Annotated in this window: 15 protein-coding genes; 6 read left to right on the top strand and 9 right to left on the bottom strand. The window is 70.0% G+C overall.

Features of this window, described 5'->3' with window-relative positions:
• Window positions 1-61: 61 nt before the first annotated feature.
• Together L3V18_RS00170 and L3V18_RS00165 are read right to left on the bottom strand one after the other, a co-directional pair.
• Window positions 62-352 carry a BolA family protein gene (locus L3V18_RS00170; protein ID WP_237052608.1) on the bottom strand — a complete coding sequence of 97 codons (291 nt, stop codon included), beginning with the start codon at window positions 350-352 and terminating at the stop codon, window positions 62-64.
• A gap of 17 nt (window positions 353-369) precedes the next feature.
• A complete protein-coding gene (locus L3V18_RS00165) occupies window positions 370-669 on the bottom strand; it encodes a YciI family protein (protein ID WP_237052607.1) in 300 nt (99 codons plus the stop codon).
• 470 nt (window positions 670-1,139) lie between these two features.
• On the opposite strand from L3V18_RS00165, the gene L3V18_RS00160 reads away from it, so the two are divergent.
• From L3V18_RS00160 to L3V18_RS00135, 6 genes are all read left to right on the top strand, one after another.
• A complete protein-coding gene (locus L3V18_RS00160) occupies window positions 1,140-2,135 on the top strand; it encodes a segregation and condensation protein A (RefSeq protein ID WP_237052606.1) in 996 nt (331 codons plus the stop codon).
• Between the two features lie 43 nt (window positions 2,136-2,178).
• The gene (gene scpB, locus L3V18_RS00155; RefSeq protein WP_237052605.1) at window positions 2,179-3,216 is read left to right on the top strand and encodes an SMC-Scp complex subunit ScpB; all 1,038 of its coding nucleotides are present in this window, start codon (window positions 2,179-2,181) and stop codon (window positions 3,214-3,216) included.
• The gene (locus tag L3V18_RS00150) at window positions 3,213-4,691 is read left to right on the top strand and encodes a pseudouridine synthase (RefSeq protein ID WP_237052604.1); all 1,479 of its coding nucleotides are present in this window, start codon (window positions 3,213-3,215) and stop codon (window positions 4,689-4,691) included. Before scpB ends, L3V18_RS00150 begins: the two co-directional genes overlap by 4 nt.
• A 136-nt stretch (window positions 4,692-4,827) precedes the next feature.
• Complete coding sequence (locus L3V18_RS00145) at window positions 4,828-5,190, top strand: DUF3592 domain-containing protein (protein WP_237052603.1); 363 nt, start codon at window positions 4,828-4,830, stop codon at window positions 5,188-5,190.
• 324 nt (window positions 5,191-5,514) lie between these two features.
• Window positions 5,515-6,621: an NAD(P)/FAD-dependent oxidoreductase gene (locus L3V18_RS00140; RefSeq protein ID WP_237052602.1), complete on the top strand. Its 1,107-nt coding sequence runs from the start codon at window positions 5,515-5,517 to the stop codon at window positions 6,619-6,621.
• Window positions 6,618-7,205: a hypothetical protein gene (locus L3V18_RS00135; protein ID WP_237052601.1), complete on the top strand. Its 588-nt coding sequence runs from the start codon at window positions 6,618-6,620 to the stop codon at window positions 7,203-7,205. The genes L3V18_RS00140 and L3V18_RS00135 overlap by 4 nt, the downstream gene beginning before the upstream one ends.
• A 232-nt stretch (window positions 7,206-7,437) precedes the next feature.
• Here L3V18_RS00135 and L3V18_RS00130 read toward each other — a convergent pair whose 3' ends face one another.
• The 7 genes from L3V18_RS00130 to L3V18_RS00100 form a co-directional block, all read right to left on the bottom strand.
• Window positions 7,438-8,013: an OmpA family protein gene (locus L3V18_RS00130; RefSeq protein ID WP_237052600.1), complete on the bottom strand. Its 576-nt coding sequence runs from the start codon at window positions 8,011-8,013 to the stop codon at window positions 7,438-7,440.
• A 294-nt stretch (window positions 8,014-8,307) separates the two neighbouring features.
• A complete protein-coding gene (locus L3V18_RS00125; protein WP_237052599.1) occupies window positions 8,308-8,772 on the bottom strand; it encodes an aminoacyl-tRNA deacylase in 465 nt (154 codons plus the stop codon).
• A 157-nt stretch (window positions 8,773-8,929) separates the two neighbouring features.
• Entirely contained in the window at window positions 8,930-9,694 is a 765-nt protein-coding gene (locus tag L3V18_RS00120; protein WP_237052598.1) for a slipin family protein, read from the bottom strand.
• Complete coding sequence (locus L3V18_RS19310) at window positions 9,691-11,232, bottom strand: NfeD family protein (RefSeq protein ID WP_237052597.1); 1,542 nt, start codon at window positions 11,230-11,232, stop codon at window positions 9,691-9,693. Before L3V18_RS19310 ends, L3V18_RS00120 begins: the two co-directional genes overlap by 4 nt.
• A 96-nt stretch (window positions 11,233-11,328) precedes the next feature.
• Complete coding sequence (locus L3V18_RS00110) at window positions 11,329-13,620, bottom strand: hypothetical protein (RefSeq protein ID WP_237052596.1); 2,292 nt, start codon at window positions 13,618-13,620, stop codon at window positions 11,329-11,331.
• A gap of 99 nt (window positions 13,621-13,719) precedes the next feature.
• Window positions 13,720-14,517 (bottom strand): amidohydrolase, encoded by a 798-nt coding sequence (locus tag L3V18_RS00105; protein WP_237052595.1) that lies wholly within the window; start codon window positions 14,515-14,517, stop codon window positions 13,720-13,722.
• A 10-nt stretch (window positions 14,518-14,527) separates the two neighbouring features.
• A complete protein-coding gene (locus L3V18_RS00100) occupies window positions 14,528-15,691 on the bottom strand; it encodes a pyridoxal phosphate-dependent aminotransferase (RefSeq protein ID WP_237052594.1) in 1,164 nt (387 codons plus the stop codon).
• Between the last annotated feature and the right edge of the window lie 133 nt (window positions 15,692-15,824).

Genomic DNA, 15,824 nt, shown 5'->3' with positions numbered 1-15,824 from the left:
CAAGCTACTGTTTTAAAAACAGTTTTTCGCCGAAGCCGCGATGCTGCGGCGCGACATCGGATCAGCCATCCGAGCCGGGCTCACGCGCGTCGATCGACAGGGCGTGGATGTCGGTGTCCATCAGGCTGCCGAGCGCAGCGTACACCGCCCGGTGGCGGGCGATCCGTGACATGCCGGTGAAAACGTCGCTGACGATCGCGACGCGAAAGTGACCGCGCCCGTCGCGCGCGCCGGCATGGCCGGCATGGCGCTGGCTGTCGTCGACGATCTCCAGCATGCGGGGAGACAGCGCGGCTTCCAGCGCCGTGCGGATCGCCTCCACCCGCTGTTCGCGCGGCAGAGAACCTGGCATGACCGGAGGCAGCGGCTTCATGGCAGCACCCGACGGAACGGTCGGACCTCGACGCGGACGTAGACGCCGGCCGCCAGGTAGGGATCGGCCTCGGCCCAGGCCCGTGCGGCCTCCAGCGACTCGAACTCGGCCACGACCAGACTGCCGCTGAAACCGGCCGGGCCCGGATCCTCGGTGTCGATCGCCGGACACGGCCCCGCGAGCAGCAGCCTTCCGTGGTCGCGCAGGGCCACGAGCCGCGCCAGATGCGCGGACCGTGCAGACAGACGCCGATCCAGCACGTCCTCGCCGTCGTAGCCTTCGATCACGTACCACATGCCGTCTGATTCTCCTCGCCTGTCGCCGGGGCCGGCGCTGAACGGCATTGTAGGCCCTTGCGCAACAGGGCCCGCAGCCGCTGGACAGGCTTCACGCGAGCCCTTACCCTAGATGTCAATCGCCAGAGGCCGGAACGCAGCGGCCCGTCACGACAGGCTCCCCACGCCGTCGTCACGCACTGCACCACCCGGTGCGCCGCTGCCGCACACCTGCCCGGGCCGTAACGACTCCCGCACCTTCCCCGCCGTGGCCCGCGTCGGGGCCATTGGGGCTGTTTCGCGCCGCATCGATCTATGCAGTTGGTTGCACCCCGTCCGTCGTTTTCATGGGCAACCCGCCCGTGGCCGATCCAGGCTCCGGGACTTCCCGGTGTCGACGGCACCCTTCGGCCCGCCGTTCGCGGGTCGCGATCCGCAATGCCGCGGCCGCCGAGGCCGTTACCCAGGACCCCCGGAGGGGCCGCCCACGCATGACCCAGACCGCCGTGCCCGACGCGACCGAGGAGCAGCAAGCCGTCGACAGCGAGACCTCCCCGCCGGAGGACATCGCGGGGACGGCCGCCGGTGCCGGACCGCACGACAACGAGAGCTCGGCCACATCGTCGCGGCCGCAGCAGCAGGAAATGCCGCTCGCGGTCGTGCACGGCCAGCCGGTGCTGCAGATCCCGCAGGATCTGTACATCCCGCCGGACGCGCTGGAGGTCATCCTCGAGGCGTTCGAGGGCCCGCTCGACCTGCTGCTGTACCTGATCCGTCGGCAGAACCTCGACATCCTCGACATCCCGGTCGCGGACATCACCCGCCAATACGTCGAGTACATCCAGGCCATGCACGAGATGCGCTTCGAGCTGGCCGCCGACTACCTGGTCATGGCCGCGATGCTGGCCGAGATCAAGTCGCGGATGCTGCTGCCGCGGCCACCCGCGGAGGAAGGCGAGGAAGACGACCCGCGTGCCGAACTGGTGCGCCGGCTGCAGGAGTACGAACGCTTCAAGAAGGCCGCCGAGGATCTCGACGGCCTGCCCCGCCAGGACCGCGACACCGCGCCGGCGGCGGCATTCGTCCCCGACCGCGCCGCGGTGCGGCTGCCGCCACCGGTCGACCTGCGCGAGATGTTGCTGGCGCTGCACGAGGTGTTCAAGCGCGCCGAGCTGTACACCCAGCATGCGATCAAGCGCGACGCGCTGAATGTCCGCCAGCGCATGGGCGAGCTGCTGGAACGGCTCAACGATGGCCAGTTCTACCGCTTCGAACAGCTGTTCACCGTCGAGGAAGGCAAGCTCGGCGTGGTGGTGACCTTCCTCGGGTTGCTGACCCTGGCCAAGGAACAACTGGTCGACATCGTGCAGGAAGCGCCGCTGGCGCCGATCTACGTCAAGTCGCTGGCAGTGCTGGACGATCCCAGCCAGGTCGAACTGAGCAGCGAGTTCGACGACGACGAGCCCGACAGCGTCGGCCACGCCTGAGCGCGGTCGCACTGCCCCGACCCACCCACTTCCGAATCACCGCATGGATCAATCGCTCATCACCCGGATCGTCGAGGCCGCCCTGCTGGCGGCGAACCAGCCGCTGACGCTGGCGCAACTGCATGCGCTGTTCCCGGAGGAACAGCCGGCGCCGAACGGCAGCGTCGAGACCGCGATCGAGACCCTGCAGGCCGGCTGCGCCGACCGCGGCGTCGAACTGGTCGAACTCGCGTCCGGGTTCCGCTTCCAGGTCAAGGCCGACGTGCACGCGTGGGTCGCGCGGCTGTGGACCGAGCGGCAGACCCGCTACACCCGGGCGACGCTGGAGACCCTCGCACTGATCGCCTATCGCCAGCCGATCACCCGCGGCGAGATCGAGCAGGTCCGCGGCGTCGCGGTCAACAGCAACATCATCAAGGCGCTGGAGGAGCGCGAGTGGATCCGCGTCGTCGGCCATCGCGACGTACCCGGCAAGCCGGCCCTGTTCGGCACCACCAAGGCCTTTCTCGACTATTTCGGTCTCAAGCGCCTGGACGAGCTGCCGCCGCTGTCGGAGCTCAAGGAGATCGGCGAACTGGAACCCGAGCTGGGGTTCGGCGACGGACAGAAGCCGGCCAGGCCCGCCGAAGGCGAGGCCATCGCCGCAGGCGGTGTCGCGACCGGCGGCCCGGACGAAGAAGACGCCGGCGGAGAAAGCGCCGGTAAAGAGATGGCCCTGGACCGGCCAGGCGGGACAACCGCTGGAGCGACGGAAGCCGGGGCCAGCGACGACCTGGCCGACAACGGCGACGTCGCCTCCCTCGATCAACCGGTCGGACACGAAAGACACATCGATGCCGTGCCGGACGACGATGCCACGTCGTCCGGCCTACCCCCCCAACCCGAAGCCGCGCCGGGCGAGCGCGCGGCGGACGAGAACGACGAAATGGCGCCGGAGCCGCTGGCATCCGACGACTTTTCGGCAGCACCGGAAGTGGACGAGGACACCGGTCCAGAGGCCATTCCCAACGCCGTCGAGACGACGACCGTTCCCGAGTCTGAGGCCGCCTCCGATGAGGACGCGCCGGAGCAATCGAAATGAGTGAAACCAAGAGCCGCAAGCTCACCCTGAAACGCAGCAACGACGACGCCACCACCGCCCCCCGCCTCGAGGAGCGCCTGCACAAGGTGCTGGCCCAGGCCGGGCTGGGCTCCCGGCGCGCGCTCGAACAGCGCATCGCCGACGGCCTGGTCAAGGTCAACGGCGAGGTCGCCCAGGTCGGCATGTCGATCCGGGGCGGCGACAAGATCGAGCTGGACGGCCGCCAGTTCGTCGCCAGCGCGCTGACCGACCCGGCGCGCGTGCTGATGTACAACAAGCCCGAAGGCGAGGTCACCACCCGCGAGGATCCCGAGGGCCGGCCGACCGTGTTCGAGGCGCTGCCGGCGCTCAAGGGCGCGCGCTGGATCGCGATCGGCCGCCTCGACATCAACACCACCGGCCTGCTGCTGCTGACCACCGACGGCGAGCTGGCCAATGCGCTGATGCACCCCTCCTACGAGGTCGAACGCGAGTACGTCTGCCGCGTGCGTCCGCCGGAGGGCCAGGAAAGCGTTTCCGACAACATTCCCGACCGCCTGCGCCGTGGCGTCGCCCTCGACGACGGTCCAGCCAGGTTCGACGAGGTCGAACGCATCGGCGGCACGGATTCGCACGACTGGTTCCGGGTCGTGGTCAAGGAAGGCCGCAACCGCGAGGTGCGCCGGCTGTGGGAGTCGCAGGGCTGCCAGGTCAGCCGCCTCAAGCGCATCCGCTACGGTGACGTCAGCCTGCCGCGCGAGCTGTTGCGCGGCCATTCGCAGGAGCTGCCGGCCGACAAGGTCGAGGCACTGCGCAGGCAGCTGGGACTGGAGGATGGTGCGCCGTCGGCGCTGACGCTGCAGCCGGTGATCGGCCAGCGCAAGGCGGCCAGGGCAACGATCAACCTGACCGGCAGCGATCGCAGTCACGGTTATGTCGGCGGCCCCAGCCGCGCCGACGAAGGCCGCGAACTGCGCCGCTTCGACCACGTCCGCGAGGATCGGGGCCGCGGTCGCGGCGGCAAGAAGCCCCATGGCGGCCTGACCGTCAGCGGCGAAGCAGCGGCGAAGCAGTCGCAGAAGCCGTTCAAGCAGCGCAAGCAGAAGGGGCCGAAGCTGCCCGAGGGCAGCCCGGCGGCGTTCCGCACCTGGTACGTACCCGATGGCGTCGAAACCGGTCCCAACGGTCACCGCAACCCCGGTGGCGGCCGCGGCGCCGGCAAGTTCGGCAAGGCGCGTCCCGGCGGCGGCGGCGGTCAGGGCGCCAAGCCGCAGGGCAAGAAGGGACAGCGTCCGGCGCACCCGTACGGCCACCCCGGCAACGCGATGCATTTCCCGTCCGACCATGCAGGCAGCAGCGGCCAGGGCCCCTACGGCGACAAGCCGCGCGGGCCGCGCCCGAACCCGAACCGCGGTCGCCCGGCCCATGGGCGTGGCGGTAGCGGCGGTAGCGGTGGTGGTGGCGGTGGTGGAGGTGGCGGCCGTCGCGGCGGCTGACCGCCAGCCCCACCCTCAGAAGGGCGCCCGATGGCGCCCTTCGGTTTTTCCGCACCTGGGAAGATGCGGCGGGTCCGCCGAAGATCCGGCTTTCCGTTGGTGATGATCATGTCGGTCGACGGAATGGAAACATGGCATGGCTGGTCTGATACTCGGAATCGCCATCCCGGTCGGCCTGGCCTTGGCGATGGTCGCGATCGTCGCCTGGCGCGCCGTGCAGATGCGGCGGCTGGTCGAGGATGGCGTCGAGGCGGAGGGCCGGGTGATCGAACGGATCAGCCACGCCACCAGCGCCCGGCAGTCGCAGAAGCGGCTCAGGTACGAATATCGCGACCACGACGGCCAGCGTCACGAGCACCTGTCTCTCGTGCCTGACGCGTTCTGGAACTCGCACCCTGTCGGCGCCCGCATCGCCGTGGCCTACGTACGCAGCCGCCCCGGAACCAGCGCTCCGCTGGAACTGGTGAGGCAGGCCCGACAGGCAGTCGAAAGGTCCTGAGCAACGCCGTCGCCCCATCGGGAAGCTCTGGACAAATGCGCTCTCCCTCCAGTCCGGGCCGGATGCTGGGCCGATGCAAACGCCAGAGGCACGAGTGCTGACGGCCGTTGCCCTGAAAAGGCTCTGAAGGGCAACGGCAAGAGGCTGCTCGCCCAGTCCTTCTCCCAGCGGCGAATCCACCGGAGAGAAGGATCGGTCGCCCCCCCGCGTGGTCCGCACCGGATCCCGAAGGCCGACCACTTCGCGCCGGCTTCACACAGCGCCCATCCTGCCCTCGCCAGCCCGCCGGAGACTGACGCGTATCGTCACCACCCGGACATGCCGATGCCCTTGCCCCCGGTTTCTTCCGATTACGACCTGGTCGTCGTCGGCGCCAGCTTCGCCGGCGCCGCCTGCGCGCTCGCGGCCGCCCAGTCCGGCCTGCGGGTCGCAGTGCTGGAACGCAAGCGCAACCCGGGGGAGAAGCTGCACACGACCGGCATCATCGTGAAGGAGGCGGCCGAACAGACCCTGCTCGGCCAGTTGCCGGATCCGTTGACCCGGCGCGTCGAACAGGTGCGGCTGTACGCGCCCAGCCTGAAGCAGATCGCGCTGGCTGCACCCGGCTACTACTTCCTGACCACCGACACCCCCCAGGTGATGCGCTGGCTGGCCGACCTGCTGCGCCGGCACGACGTCGACCTGCGCCTGGGCACCGCGTTCACCGATGCGCGCAGGGCCGGCGCGGGCTGGCGGATCGACGGTATCGGCCGCAGCCGCTATCTGGTCGGCGCCGACGGCGCCCGCTCGCGTGTCGCCGCGCGCACCGGCCTCGGTCAGGTCCGGCAGTTCCTCTACGGCGTCGAATACGAGTTCCCCGGCGCCTGCCTGCGCCACCCCGACGCCCTGCACTGCTTCATCAGCAAGCGCTACGCGCCCGGCTACATCGGCTGGATCGCGCAGAGCCCGACCGGCATCCAGGCCGGGCTCGCGTTGCGCCACGACCCGGCCCGCGCGCGCGTGCCCGACATCGACGGCTTCCTGTTGCGCGTGGGCGCCGCCGGCGGCCTGCCCCGCCACCTCAGGCCCGGCACCACCCGCGCCGGCCTCATCCCCTGCAGCGGCCCGGTCTGGCCGCTGGCCGGCGATGGCGTGATGCTGACCGGCGACGCCGCCGGCATCGTCTCGCCGGTCACCGCCGGCGGCATCCACTCGGCGTGGGAGCACGGCTGGGCGACCGGCCGCGCGATCGCCGCCCATGTCCGCGGCGACGGCCCGCGGCCGGAGCCGCTCGCGATCGCCGCGGCGCCGCGCTTCCGCACCAAACGCGCACTGCGCTGGGCTTACGACCGCCTGCAGTTCGACTGGCCGTTCGACCTGTTCATGCATTCCCCACCGCTGCGCTGGGCCGCGGAACAGGTGTACTTCCACAAGCGTGGCAGCGACGCATGAGCCGGGCCGGCGGCAACGCGCAGACAGCGACATCCGGCGCGGAAGGCTCCGCCGGCCGGCCCGGATGCCTGGGCACGCTGGGACTGCTGTTCGCGCTGCATGCCTGGATGTCGGTGAACGTGGCGATCGGCTTCGGTCCACTGATCGCACTGCTCTACGCCTTCATGCCGCCGTACGCCGCATTCTCGTTGGCGGTCGCGGTCACGGAGTACTGGCGCCTTGGCTTGCCTGCCATGGCCCTGTGGCTGGCGATGCTCGCCGGCACGTGGCGTTGCCGGCACCATCCGGCGCTGACATCGCCGATCGGACGGGGCCTGCTGCTTCCGATCCTGCTGGTATGGGCGCCGCTGCTGTCGTGCGAACTGGTCCGCGTCGCCGCAATGCGCCACGCGCTGCTGCGGGCACAGGTCGACTGCCACCAGGCACGCCCGATATGGGAATCGATCCGCGAGGCGGACGAACGATACCGTCAACCCCATGCGTGGATGATCAAGGATGGCCGGCGCCACATCTGGAGCTACGGCAGAATGGGTTTCGTCCCCGATGGCCGTCCCCCGTCATGGGGTGGCCGATGCGGGCAGTGAATATCGAATCATCTCGACAGCGGCCGCCGTCGAATCACCCGTCATCGTTCGGATCGGTGCCGGCGTTCCGGCCTGCCTCGCGTGACGGGCTCGTGAGGGCGCCAGGCCGATGCGGACGGTTCGAGGCCAGGCCAATGCGCGGATACGGCGAAGGCCGCCCGGGGACGGCAAATAGCGAAGGGCGCCGACGGCGCCCCTCGCGATGCATCCCTGCCCTTGCGATCTTCCGCGCTTACATCGTGCTCGCGGTCTGCGGTCCTGCGTAGTCGACGACCAGGGCGATGCGACGATTGTCGCGTCCGGCCTCGCCGGTCGCTCCCGGGCGCACCTGGCGGTTCTCGTCCTCACCGTAGCTGACCGCACGCACCTGGGCCGCAGGCAGCCCCGCGCTGTTGACCAGGTAGTCGCGGGCGGCGTCGGCGCGGCGCTGGCCCAGGCGCTTGTTGTAGGCCGCCGATCCGGACGGGTCGGCGAAACCTTCGACCGTCACCACCGCGCTGCTGTGGCTGCTGCGGACCGCGTTGGCGAAGTCGTCGAGCAACGGCTTGGCCTCCTCGCTCAGCACCGCCTCGTTGGTGGCGAAGTACGCGGCGGTGTCGACACGGGTCCGGCCGGCCATCCGCGTGACCAGGGCGTCGTGCTTGTCGGACAGCGCCTGGATCTGCGACTCCAGGCGGGCATCGGCAGCGCGTAGATCGGCAATGGTGGCGTCGAATTCGTCGCGCTTCACGTAGTGGCTGCAGCCGGCGAGCGTGGCGCCGGCCAGCGCGACGGCCAGCACGGCCTTTCGGGACAGGGGCATGGTCATGTTCTGGTTCTCCTTACATGTTCGGATGCGGCGTCGCGGCATGCGGGGGCATGCCGTGCGGGGGATGCGCCGAAAGCGAAGCTAGGACACCGCGAATTTGCGCCGGATGAACGAGGGAACCGCGCATCCGTTCCATGCCCGAAAGCGTGACCGGGTACGCAGCAAACACAGTGGCGCGCGTTCTATGCGCACGCGGGCATGCGCTCCGCGCAACCGCGATTTCGGCGCGGTTGCGGAGGACATCGCCGTCCGCAACGCCGTTGCGGCGGTCGCCGACAGGCCGGAAGCGGCACTTCAGTGCCGCGTCAGCGAGGCCATGTGCGGATGCACGAGCCGCTCGAAGTCCCGCCAGCGCATCCACATCAGCTCACGGTGGTTGCCGGCGTTGAATGCGATGCGCTCGTCATCGGAGAGGGAGTCGGCGACATAGACCTCCATCCCGTACAGGTTGCCGAATGGCGGCATCGCACCGACCTCGCACTCGGGGAAACGGTCGCGGAACTCGCTCTCGCTCGCCAGCCGCGCCTCGCCGGCACCCGCGGCCTTGCGCAGCTGCTCGATGTCGAGCCATTCGTTGGACGGCAGCACCGCCATCGCCAGCTTGCCGTCGAGCCTGACCATCACCGTCTTGGCCATCGCGTGGCCGTCGATGTGTGCGCTGGCCGCGGTCTGCGCGGCGGTGAACGCATGCGGATGGGTCACGGTTTCGAAATCCACCTGCTGTTCTCTCAGATAGTCCTGCAAACGTTGCGTAGTCATGAGCTTTCACCTCTTCGGAGCCGGCCGCGGTCGGGGGATGCGGCCGGAATCGTACCGGCGACTGCACGACCGGACGCGCCTGCGCCGGTCGTCTCCAGTCTAGGTTCGTCGCCCGAGAGCGGACCGCCGCACGTCGGCGCGAACCGCTTGCGTTCAGTCAGTCGCCATCGTCGTTGCCGAGCCGGCGCGACAACGCCTCGGCGACGCCGACCGGCAGCGGGAACACGATCGTCGAACTCTTCTCGCCAGCGATCTCGGTCAGGGTCTGCAGGTAGCGCAACTGGATCGCGCGCGGGTCGGCCGCAAGGATCCGTGCCGCCTCGACCAGCTTTTCCGCCGCCTGCTGCTCGCCTTCGGCATGGATCACCTTGGCCCGCCGCTGACGCTCGGCCTCCGCCTGGCGGGCGATCGCACGCACCATCGTCTCGTTGATGTCGACGTGCTTGATCTCCACGTTGGCGACCTTGACGCCCCAGGCGTCGGTCTGCGCGTCGAGGATCGCGCGGATGTCGTCGTTGAGCTTCTCGCGCTCGGCCAGCATTTCGTCGAGGTCGTGCTGGCCGAGCACCGAGCGCAGCGTCGTCTGCGCGAGCTGGCTGATCGCCTCGTAGAAGTGCTCCACGTTGATGATCGCCTTCTGCGGGTCGACGACGCGGAAGTAGACCACCGCGTTCACCTGCACCGACACGTTGTCGCGCGAGATCAGGTCCTGCGAAGGCACATCCATCACGATCGTGCGCAGATCGACCCGGACCATCTGCTGGATGACCGGGACCAGGATGATCAGGCCCGGTCCCTTGACCTTCCAGAAGCGTCCGAGCTGGAACACCACGCCGCGCTCGTACTCGCGCAGGACCTTGATCGCGCTGGCCAGCAGCGCCGCGACGATCAGCAGCAGCGGAAAATAGAAGACCAGGTTCATCGTTCACCTCCGGATGTGGCGGCGTGTCGTGATGACGTCATGTCCGGCGACCGGTCCTTCGGCGCCACCTGCAGGATCAGTCCGTCGATGGCGAGCACCCGCACTGCGTCGCCACGGCCGACCGGCGCGCCGGCACGGGCCTGCCAGACCTCGCCGTGGATGCGTACCGTGCCGCGGCCGCCTGCATCGAAATCGACCAGCGCCACCGCCGGGGCGCCGAGCAGCTCCTCCACGCCGGTGGTCACCGGCTGCCTGCGCGCACGCGCGGCGAGCCAGATCACGCCCATGAACGCCAGCGCGCTGGCTGCACCGATGCCGAGGATCAATTGCCCCGGCACGCCGAATCCGGGCACCTCGGTGTCGAACATGATCAGCGAACCGGCGACCAGCGCGACCACCCCGCCGATGCCCAGCGCACCGAAGCTGGGCATCGCGAACTCGACCGCGATCAGCACCACGCCCAGCGCGATCAGGGCGACGCCGGCGTAGTTCACCGGCAGCACCTGCAACGCGTACAGCGCCAGCAGCAGGCAGATCGCACCGACCACGCCGGGCACGACCGCACCCGGGCTGTAGCCCTCGAAGATCAGCCCGTACAAGCCGATCAGAAGCAGAAGATAGGCGACGCTGGGCTCGGTCAGCACCGACAGGAACCTGAAACGCCAGTCCGGCTCGACCGTGGTGACCGGCCGGCCGCGCGTCGCCAGCGTCATTTCGCCGTCCCGCAGACGTACGCTGCGGCCGTCGGCCTGTGCCAGAAGCTGTGGCAGATCGGCGGCGATGATCTCGATCACCTGGCGCTTGTGCGCCTGGCCGGCGGAAAGCGTCGCGGCCTCGCGTACCGCCGCCTCGGCAAAGGCGACGTCGCGGCCGCGCAGCTCGGCCAGGCTGCGCAGGTAGGCCACCGCGTCGTTGACGGCCTTGTGGCCCATCGCGTCCCCGCCGGCGGGTTCGCGCTCCTGCTTTGTCGCTTCTTCGTCGGGGTCCTTGTCGCCGGCCACCCTGTCGCCTTCCTGCGGTTTTGTCCCGCGATCCGGCGCGATGGCGGGACCGGAGCCGCCGATCGACACCGGCGTCGCCGCGCCCAGCGAGGTCGCCGGCGCCATCGCGGCCAGGTGGCAGGCATACAGGATGTAGGTGCCCGCGCTGGCGGCGCGCGCGCCCTCGGGTGCGACCCAGCCGATCACCGGCACGTCGGAAGCGAGGATCGCCTGGTTGATGTCGCGGGTCGCCGCGTCGAGTCCACCTGGAGTGTCGATGCGCAGCACCACTGCCGCGGCGGACTCCTCGCCCGCGCGGGCCAGTCCTCTCCTCAGGTAATCGCGGGTCGCCGGACCGATTCCACCCTTGATGTCGAGCAACAGCACCTCGCCGCGGCCATTCGCGGCCACCGCATCGTCGAGATCATCGTCCGCACTCGCCTGTCGCGCCGACATCGCCGGCGCCAGCGACGACCCCAGGGCCAGCAGCCCCAGCGCCAACAGCAGTGCGCGTACGTACCCGTTCATGATGCCGGCAGGCGCGGCGTGAATGCCCACCTGCGGGTTCAGTAAAGCGCAGGAGGCGTAAAAACCGCGGCAAGACGCGGCGCCGCATGGATTCAGCGGATGCGGCCACAGGCCGGCGGATGGGTGTCAGCGGATGTAGGACGGCTGCGCGTCGTACCACTGCCGCGCACGCAGCAGGTGGAAGTCACGACGCGCGCCGTCGACGTCGACCGCCATGCTCAGCACGCCCCAGCGCGCGTAGAGATTGCCGCGACGCTTCCGGCCCTGCAGGCGCAGCCGCGCATTCACGTCGAAGCGGTCGTTGTTCGCGACCAGGTCGTCGAGCACGAGCACGTCGTCGCGCCAGCGTACGTCGCCGGTCACCCGCGCCTGTCCGGCATCGATCAGACGTTCGATCCACCTGGGGTATTCGCGCCGCTGCGAGTACAACGCGAGCAGGAAGCCGACGTCCTTCATCGTGATCCGGGCGCGGCCCTCGACATCGACGTCGGCAGCGTCCTTCCGGTCCGTGGCCGCATCCCAGTCCAGCCGCGCGCGGACCAGATCGACCCGCGCCCACCAGCCGCGCCGGGTCCGGCCGTCCGGCTCGACCAGGCTGATGCCGTCGAGCCGGACCTGAGAACCATCGATGTTGAAGCGTCCATCCTCGATGCCGGCGCGACGCAGCCGGGTGTGGATATCGACGTTGCCGCGCAGCGCCAGCCCGGCCGCATGCAGGCGGGTGTCGCGGCCCCGGACCCGCAGCCAGCCCTGCCCGACCGCGCCGGCGCCATCGACGGTGAGATCGCCGCTGAGCCGCCCGCTGCCGCCATCGAAGCGGAGGTGCGAGCGCGGCAGATAGCGGTTGTAGGCGCGCAGATCCGGCACCGATGCGTCGTCGAAACGCAGCCGCGCCGCCAGCGCCCGCCCTGCACGCGCGAGTGCCGCCCCAGGGGGGGGCGCCGCACTCGCGGCCACGGAGGTGACGGGCGAACCGGGCATGGCCAGCAACGTGCGGGGCAACGGCTCGGTGGCCTGCACCTGCAGGCTGAGATCGCGGCCTTCGACATAGCGGGCACCGCGGCCATGGTCGGCGGTGATCGAGAATCGGTCCAGCTGCAGCTCGAGTCGCGGGCGCAGCCCGCCCGGCTCCCCGTCGACTCCGCCCTGAAGCGAACCCAGCGCGCGGGCGCGTCCCTGCACGCGATTGCCCATCACGTCGGCGGTGACGTCGACACCGGGCACCTCGATGCGGCTGCCCGCCGCGGGTTCGCCGGCGACGAGGCGGAGGTCGGCGTCGACCCGCCCGGCACCATCCAGCGTCAGCCAGGGCACGTCGGCGAAGAACGTGCCGAGCCAGCCCAGCGACGCGAACTGCCAACTGCCGACCAGATGCCCCGAAGTACGCGGCAGCAGGCTCCGCGGCTTCTCCAGCGGCACTTCGGCGCCCTCGACCTGCAGTTGCGCGTCGATCGCGAGCGCGTCGCCGCTGTCGTCGACCTGCTCCGGCAGCCGCACGCGCAGGTGGATGTCACGGTCCACCTCGAGCCCGACCTCCAGCGTGGCCCGTCCGTCCCGCGATGCCATCGAGACGGGCGCGGTCCAGTCCAGCCGGCTTCCCGGCGTCAGGACCCCGCGATTCCAGCCGATCCGCCCGGCCACCCGCCCCCGTCCCCGTGCGGGCACCGGCTGCAGCGTCAGCCGACGCGGATCGGTCCGTTGCACCTCCAGGGCGCTGGTCCGGCCTTCGATGGACAGCCCGGCCTCCGTCCTGAGCAGTTTGTGGAGGCCGCTGGTCTGGGCGCCGGTATGCCGGTCCATCGCTAAACGCGCGTCGAGCACAGCCTCGTCGAGCACGGAGGCGCTGTCGAGCGTGACGCGGGCGCGCTCGAAACGCAGCCGCGAAGGCGTCACCTCGAGCGGACCGCCCCGCAGCTGTTTGAACAGCCCGAGCTCGGCCCACCCTTCGCCCTCCAGCCCCAGCTCCCCGAAACGACCGCCGCGCACGCTGTCGCTGGCGATGCGGTCGAAGCGCAGGCTCCAGCCGCCGGGCCGGGCCGGCGCCAGGCGCCGGTCGCCACGATCGAGCATCGCCGTCACGCCCTCGACCTCGATCGAGGGGAAGCGCAGCTCCCTGCGCAGCAGGGGCAGCAGCGCGATCCGGCCGCTCGCCTTGTCCCCCCGCACGTTCCACAGGACGGAGCCGGTATGGCCCTGGACCTGCGGATTCCACAAGGCGACCTGCCCCGGCCAGGCGGTCAGCCCCCTCTCCCAGTGCATCTGGAAGCGCTCGGGCTTGCGGTTGATCGCCCACGGGCCCAGCGCCGTGTTGAGAAACAGGTTGCCCAGCAGCAGATAGCCCAGCCAGGACCCGGCGAGCACCAGCGCGACCCACCGCAGCGCGCGGCGGCGTCGGTCCCGACGGCCGGGCTTGTCCAAGGGACGTTCATCCATCCGGCGAGCATAGCCGAGCGCGCCCGCAGGGCCGGCAACGGCCGCTCCGAGACTCGGCCGCAGGCGTGAGGAACCGCCCCGCCGTCATCGCAGCTCGAAGGCGTCCCCGTCCAGCATCGCCGGGAAGCGTTCGCGATGCGCGGCCAGCTCGCCGGCCAACAGCGTCGTGGTGACCACGACCTCCTCGTCGGTGCATTCGCTGACCGGATGGCCCAGGAAGTCGATCACCGCGCTGTCGCCGGAGTAGTGGATGCCGTTGCCGTCGGTACCGACCCGGTTGAGGCCGGCGACGTAGCACAGGTTCTCGATCGCCCTCGCCCGCAGCAGCGTCTTCCACGGGTAGGCGCGCGCGGCGGGCCAGTTGGCGACGAACAGCAGCAGGTCGTAGTCGAGCCCGCCCTTGCGCTCGACGTCGTAGCGGTTGCGCGCGAACACCGGGAAACGCAGGTCGTAGCAGACCTGGGGACAGATCCGCCAGCCCTTCCATTCCACCGTCAGCCGCTCGCGGCCGGCCGCGTAGCGCTGGTGTTCGTTGGCGTATCGGAACAGGTGGCGCTTGTCGTAGTGGCTGATCCCGCCGTCCGGGGTCACGAACAGCATCCGGTTGAACACCTTGCCGGCGACCCGCAACTGCACGCTGCCGGTGATCGCGGCGCCGATCTTCGCCGCCTGTTCGCGCATCCAGGCGACGGTCGGCCCGTCCATGTCTTCGGCGCGGTCTATCGCGTCGTTGGAGAAGCCGCTGGTGAAGGTTTCCGGCAGCAGCACCAGATCGGTGATGTCGTGCAGCGGCGCGATGAGCCCGCCGTAATAGTCGCGGTTGGCCTCGGGGTCATGCCATCGGGTGTCGCCCTGGACCAGGGAAATGCGCAGGTTCTCCATGCTCAGGTCCTCACAGCGCCCGCAGGCGGGCGATCGCCTCGTCCAGCGTCGCCTCGTTCTTGGCGAAGCACAGCCGCGCCAGGCGCTGGCCCGCCGGCGGGGTCTCGTAGAACGGCGACAGCGGGATCGCGGCGACGCCGTGCTCCGCGGTCAGCCAGCGGCAGAACGCTGCATCGTCCAGATCGCTGACGGCGGAATAGTCGACCAGCTGGAAATAGCCGCCCGGCACCGGCAGCGGCTGGAGCCTCGTCGTCAGCAACTGCTCGCGGAAGCGGTCGCGCTTGGCCTGGTAGAACGCGCCCAGTCGCTCGTAGTGCTCCGGTTCCGCGCCGATCATCTCGGCGAACGCCGCCTGCGCCGGAGTGAAGGTGCAGAAGGTGTTGTACTGATGGACCTTGCGGAACTCGGCGGTCAGCGCCGGCGGCGCGATGCAGTAGCCGACCTTCCAGCCGGTGCAGTGATAGGTCTTGCCGAAACTGGAGATCACGAAGGCGCGCTCGCGCAGCTCGCGATGGCGCAGCACCGACTCGTGGCGCGCGCCATCGAACACGATGTGCTCGTAGACCTCGTCCGACAGCAGGACGATGCCGGTATCGCGCAGCAGCGCGGTCAGCTGCGCGATGTCGTCCACGCCGAACATCGCTCCGGACGGATTGTGCGGGGTGTTGATCATCAACATCCGGGTACGCGGCGTGATCGCCGCGCTGATCCGCGACCAGTCGGGCGCGAAGTCCGCCGGATCGCCGCCCTCCGAACCCAGCGGTACATGCACCGCGATACCGCCCGCCAGCTCGATCGCCGGCTCGTAGCAGTCGTAGCAGGGATCGAGCACGATCACCTCGTCGCCCGGCCGCACCACCGCATGGATCGCATCGAAGATCGCCTCGCTGGCACCCGAGGTCACGGTGATCTCGGCATCCGCGTCGGGACGGTGGCCGTAGCAGCGCCCGGCCTTGGCCGCGATCGCCTCGCGCAGCGCCGGCAGCCCGTGCGAAGGCGCGTACTGGTTGAGCCCGTTGCGCATGGCCTTGTCCAGCGCCTCGACCAGTCGTTCGGGCACCGCGAAGTCGGGGAACCCCTGCCCCAGGTTGACCGCGCCGTGCTCGGCGGCGAGCTGGGACATCACGGTGAAGATGGTGGTGCCGACCTTCGGCAGCTTGGTCTCGGGGTTCATCGGCAACGGGAGCGACGGTGGGGGCCCCGAGTTTACGGAATCGACGGGTACAGGGAATGTCCATGGCGCGGCCTCTACGACGGCGACGCACGACCGGGCCAGACCGACAACGTCGGGGGTGTTGCGGCGCGAC

The sequence above is a fragment of the Marilutibacter chinensis genome (genome assembly GCF_021725675.1).
Classification (GTDB): domain Bacteria; phylum Pseudomonadota; class Gammaproteobacteria; order Xanthomonadales; family Xanthomonadaceae; genus Marilutibacter; species Marilutibacter chinensis.
The sequence above is the reverse complement of the archived record's forward strand: the minus strand, read 5'-3'. Positions and strand labels throughout refer to the sequence as shown.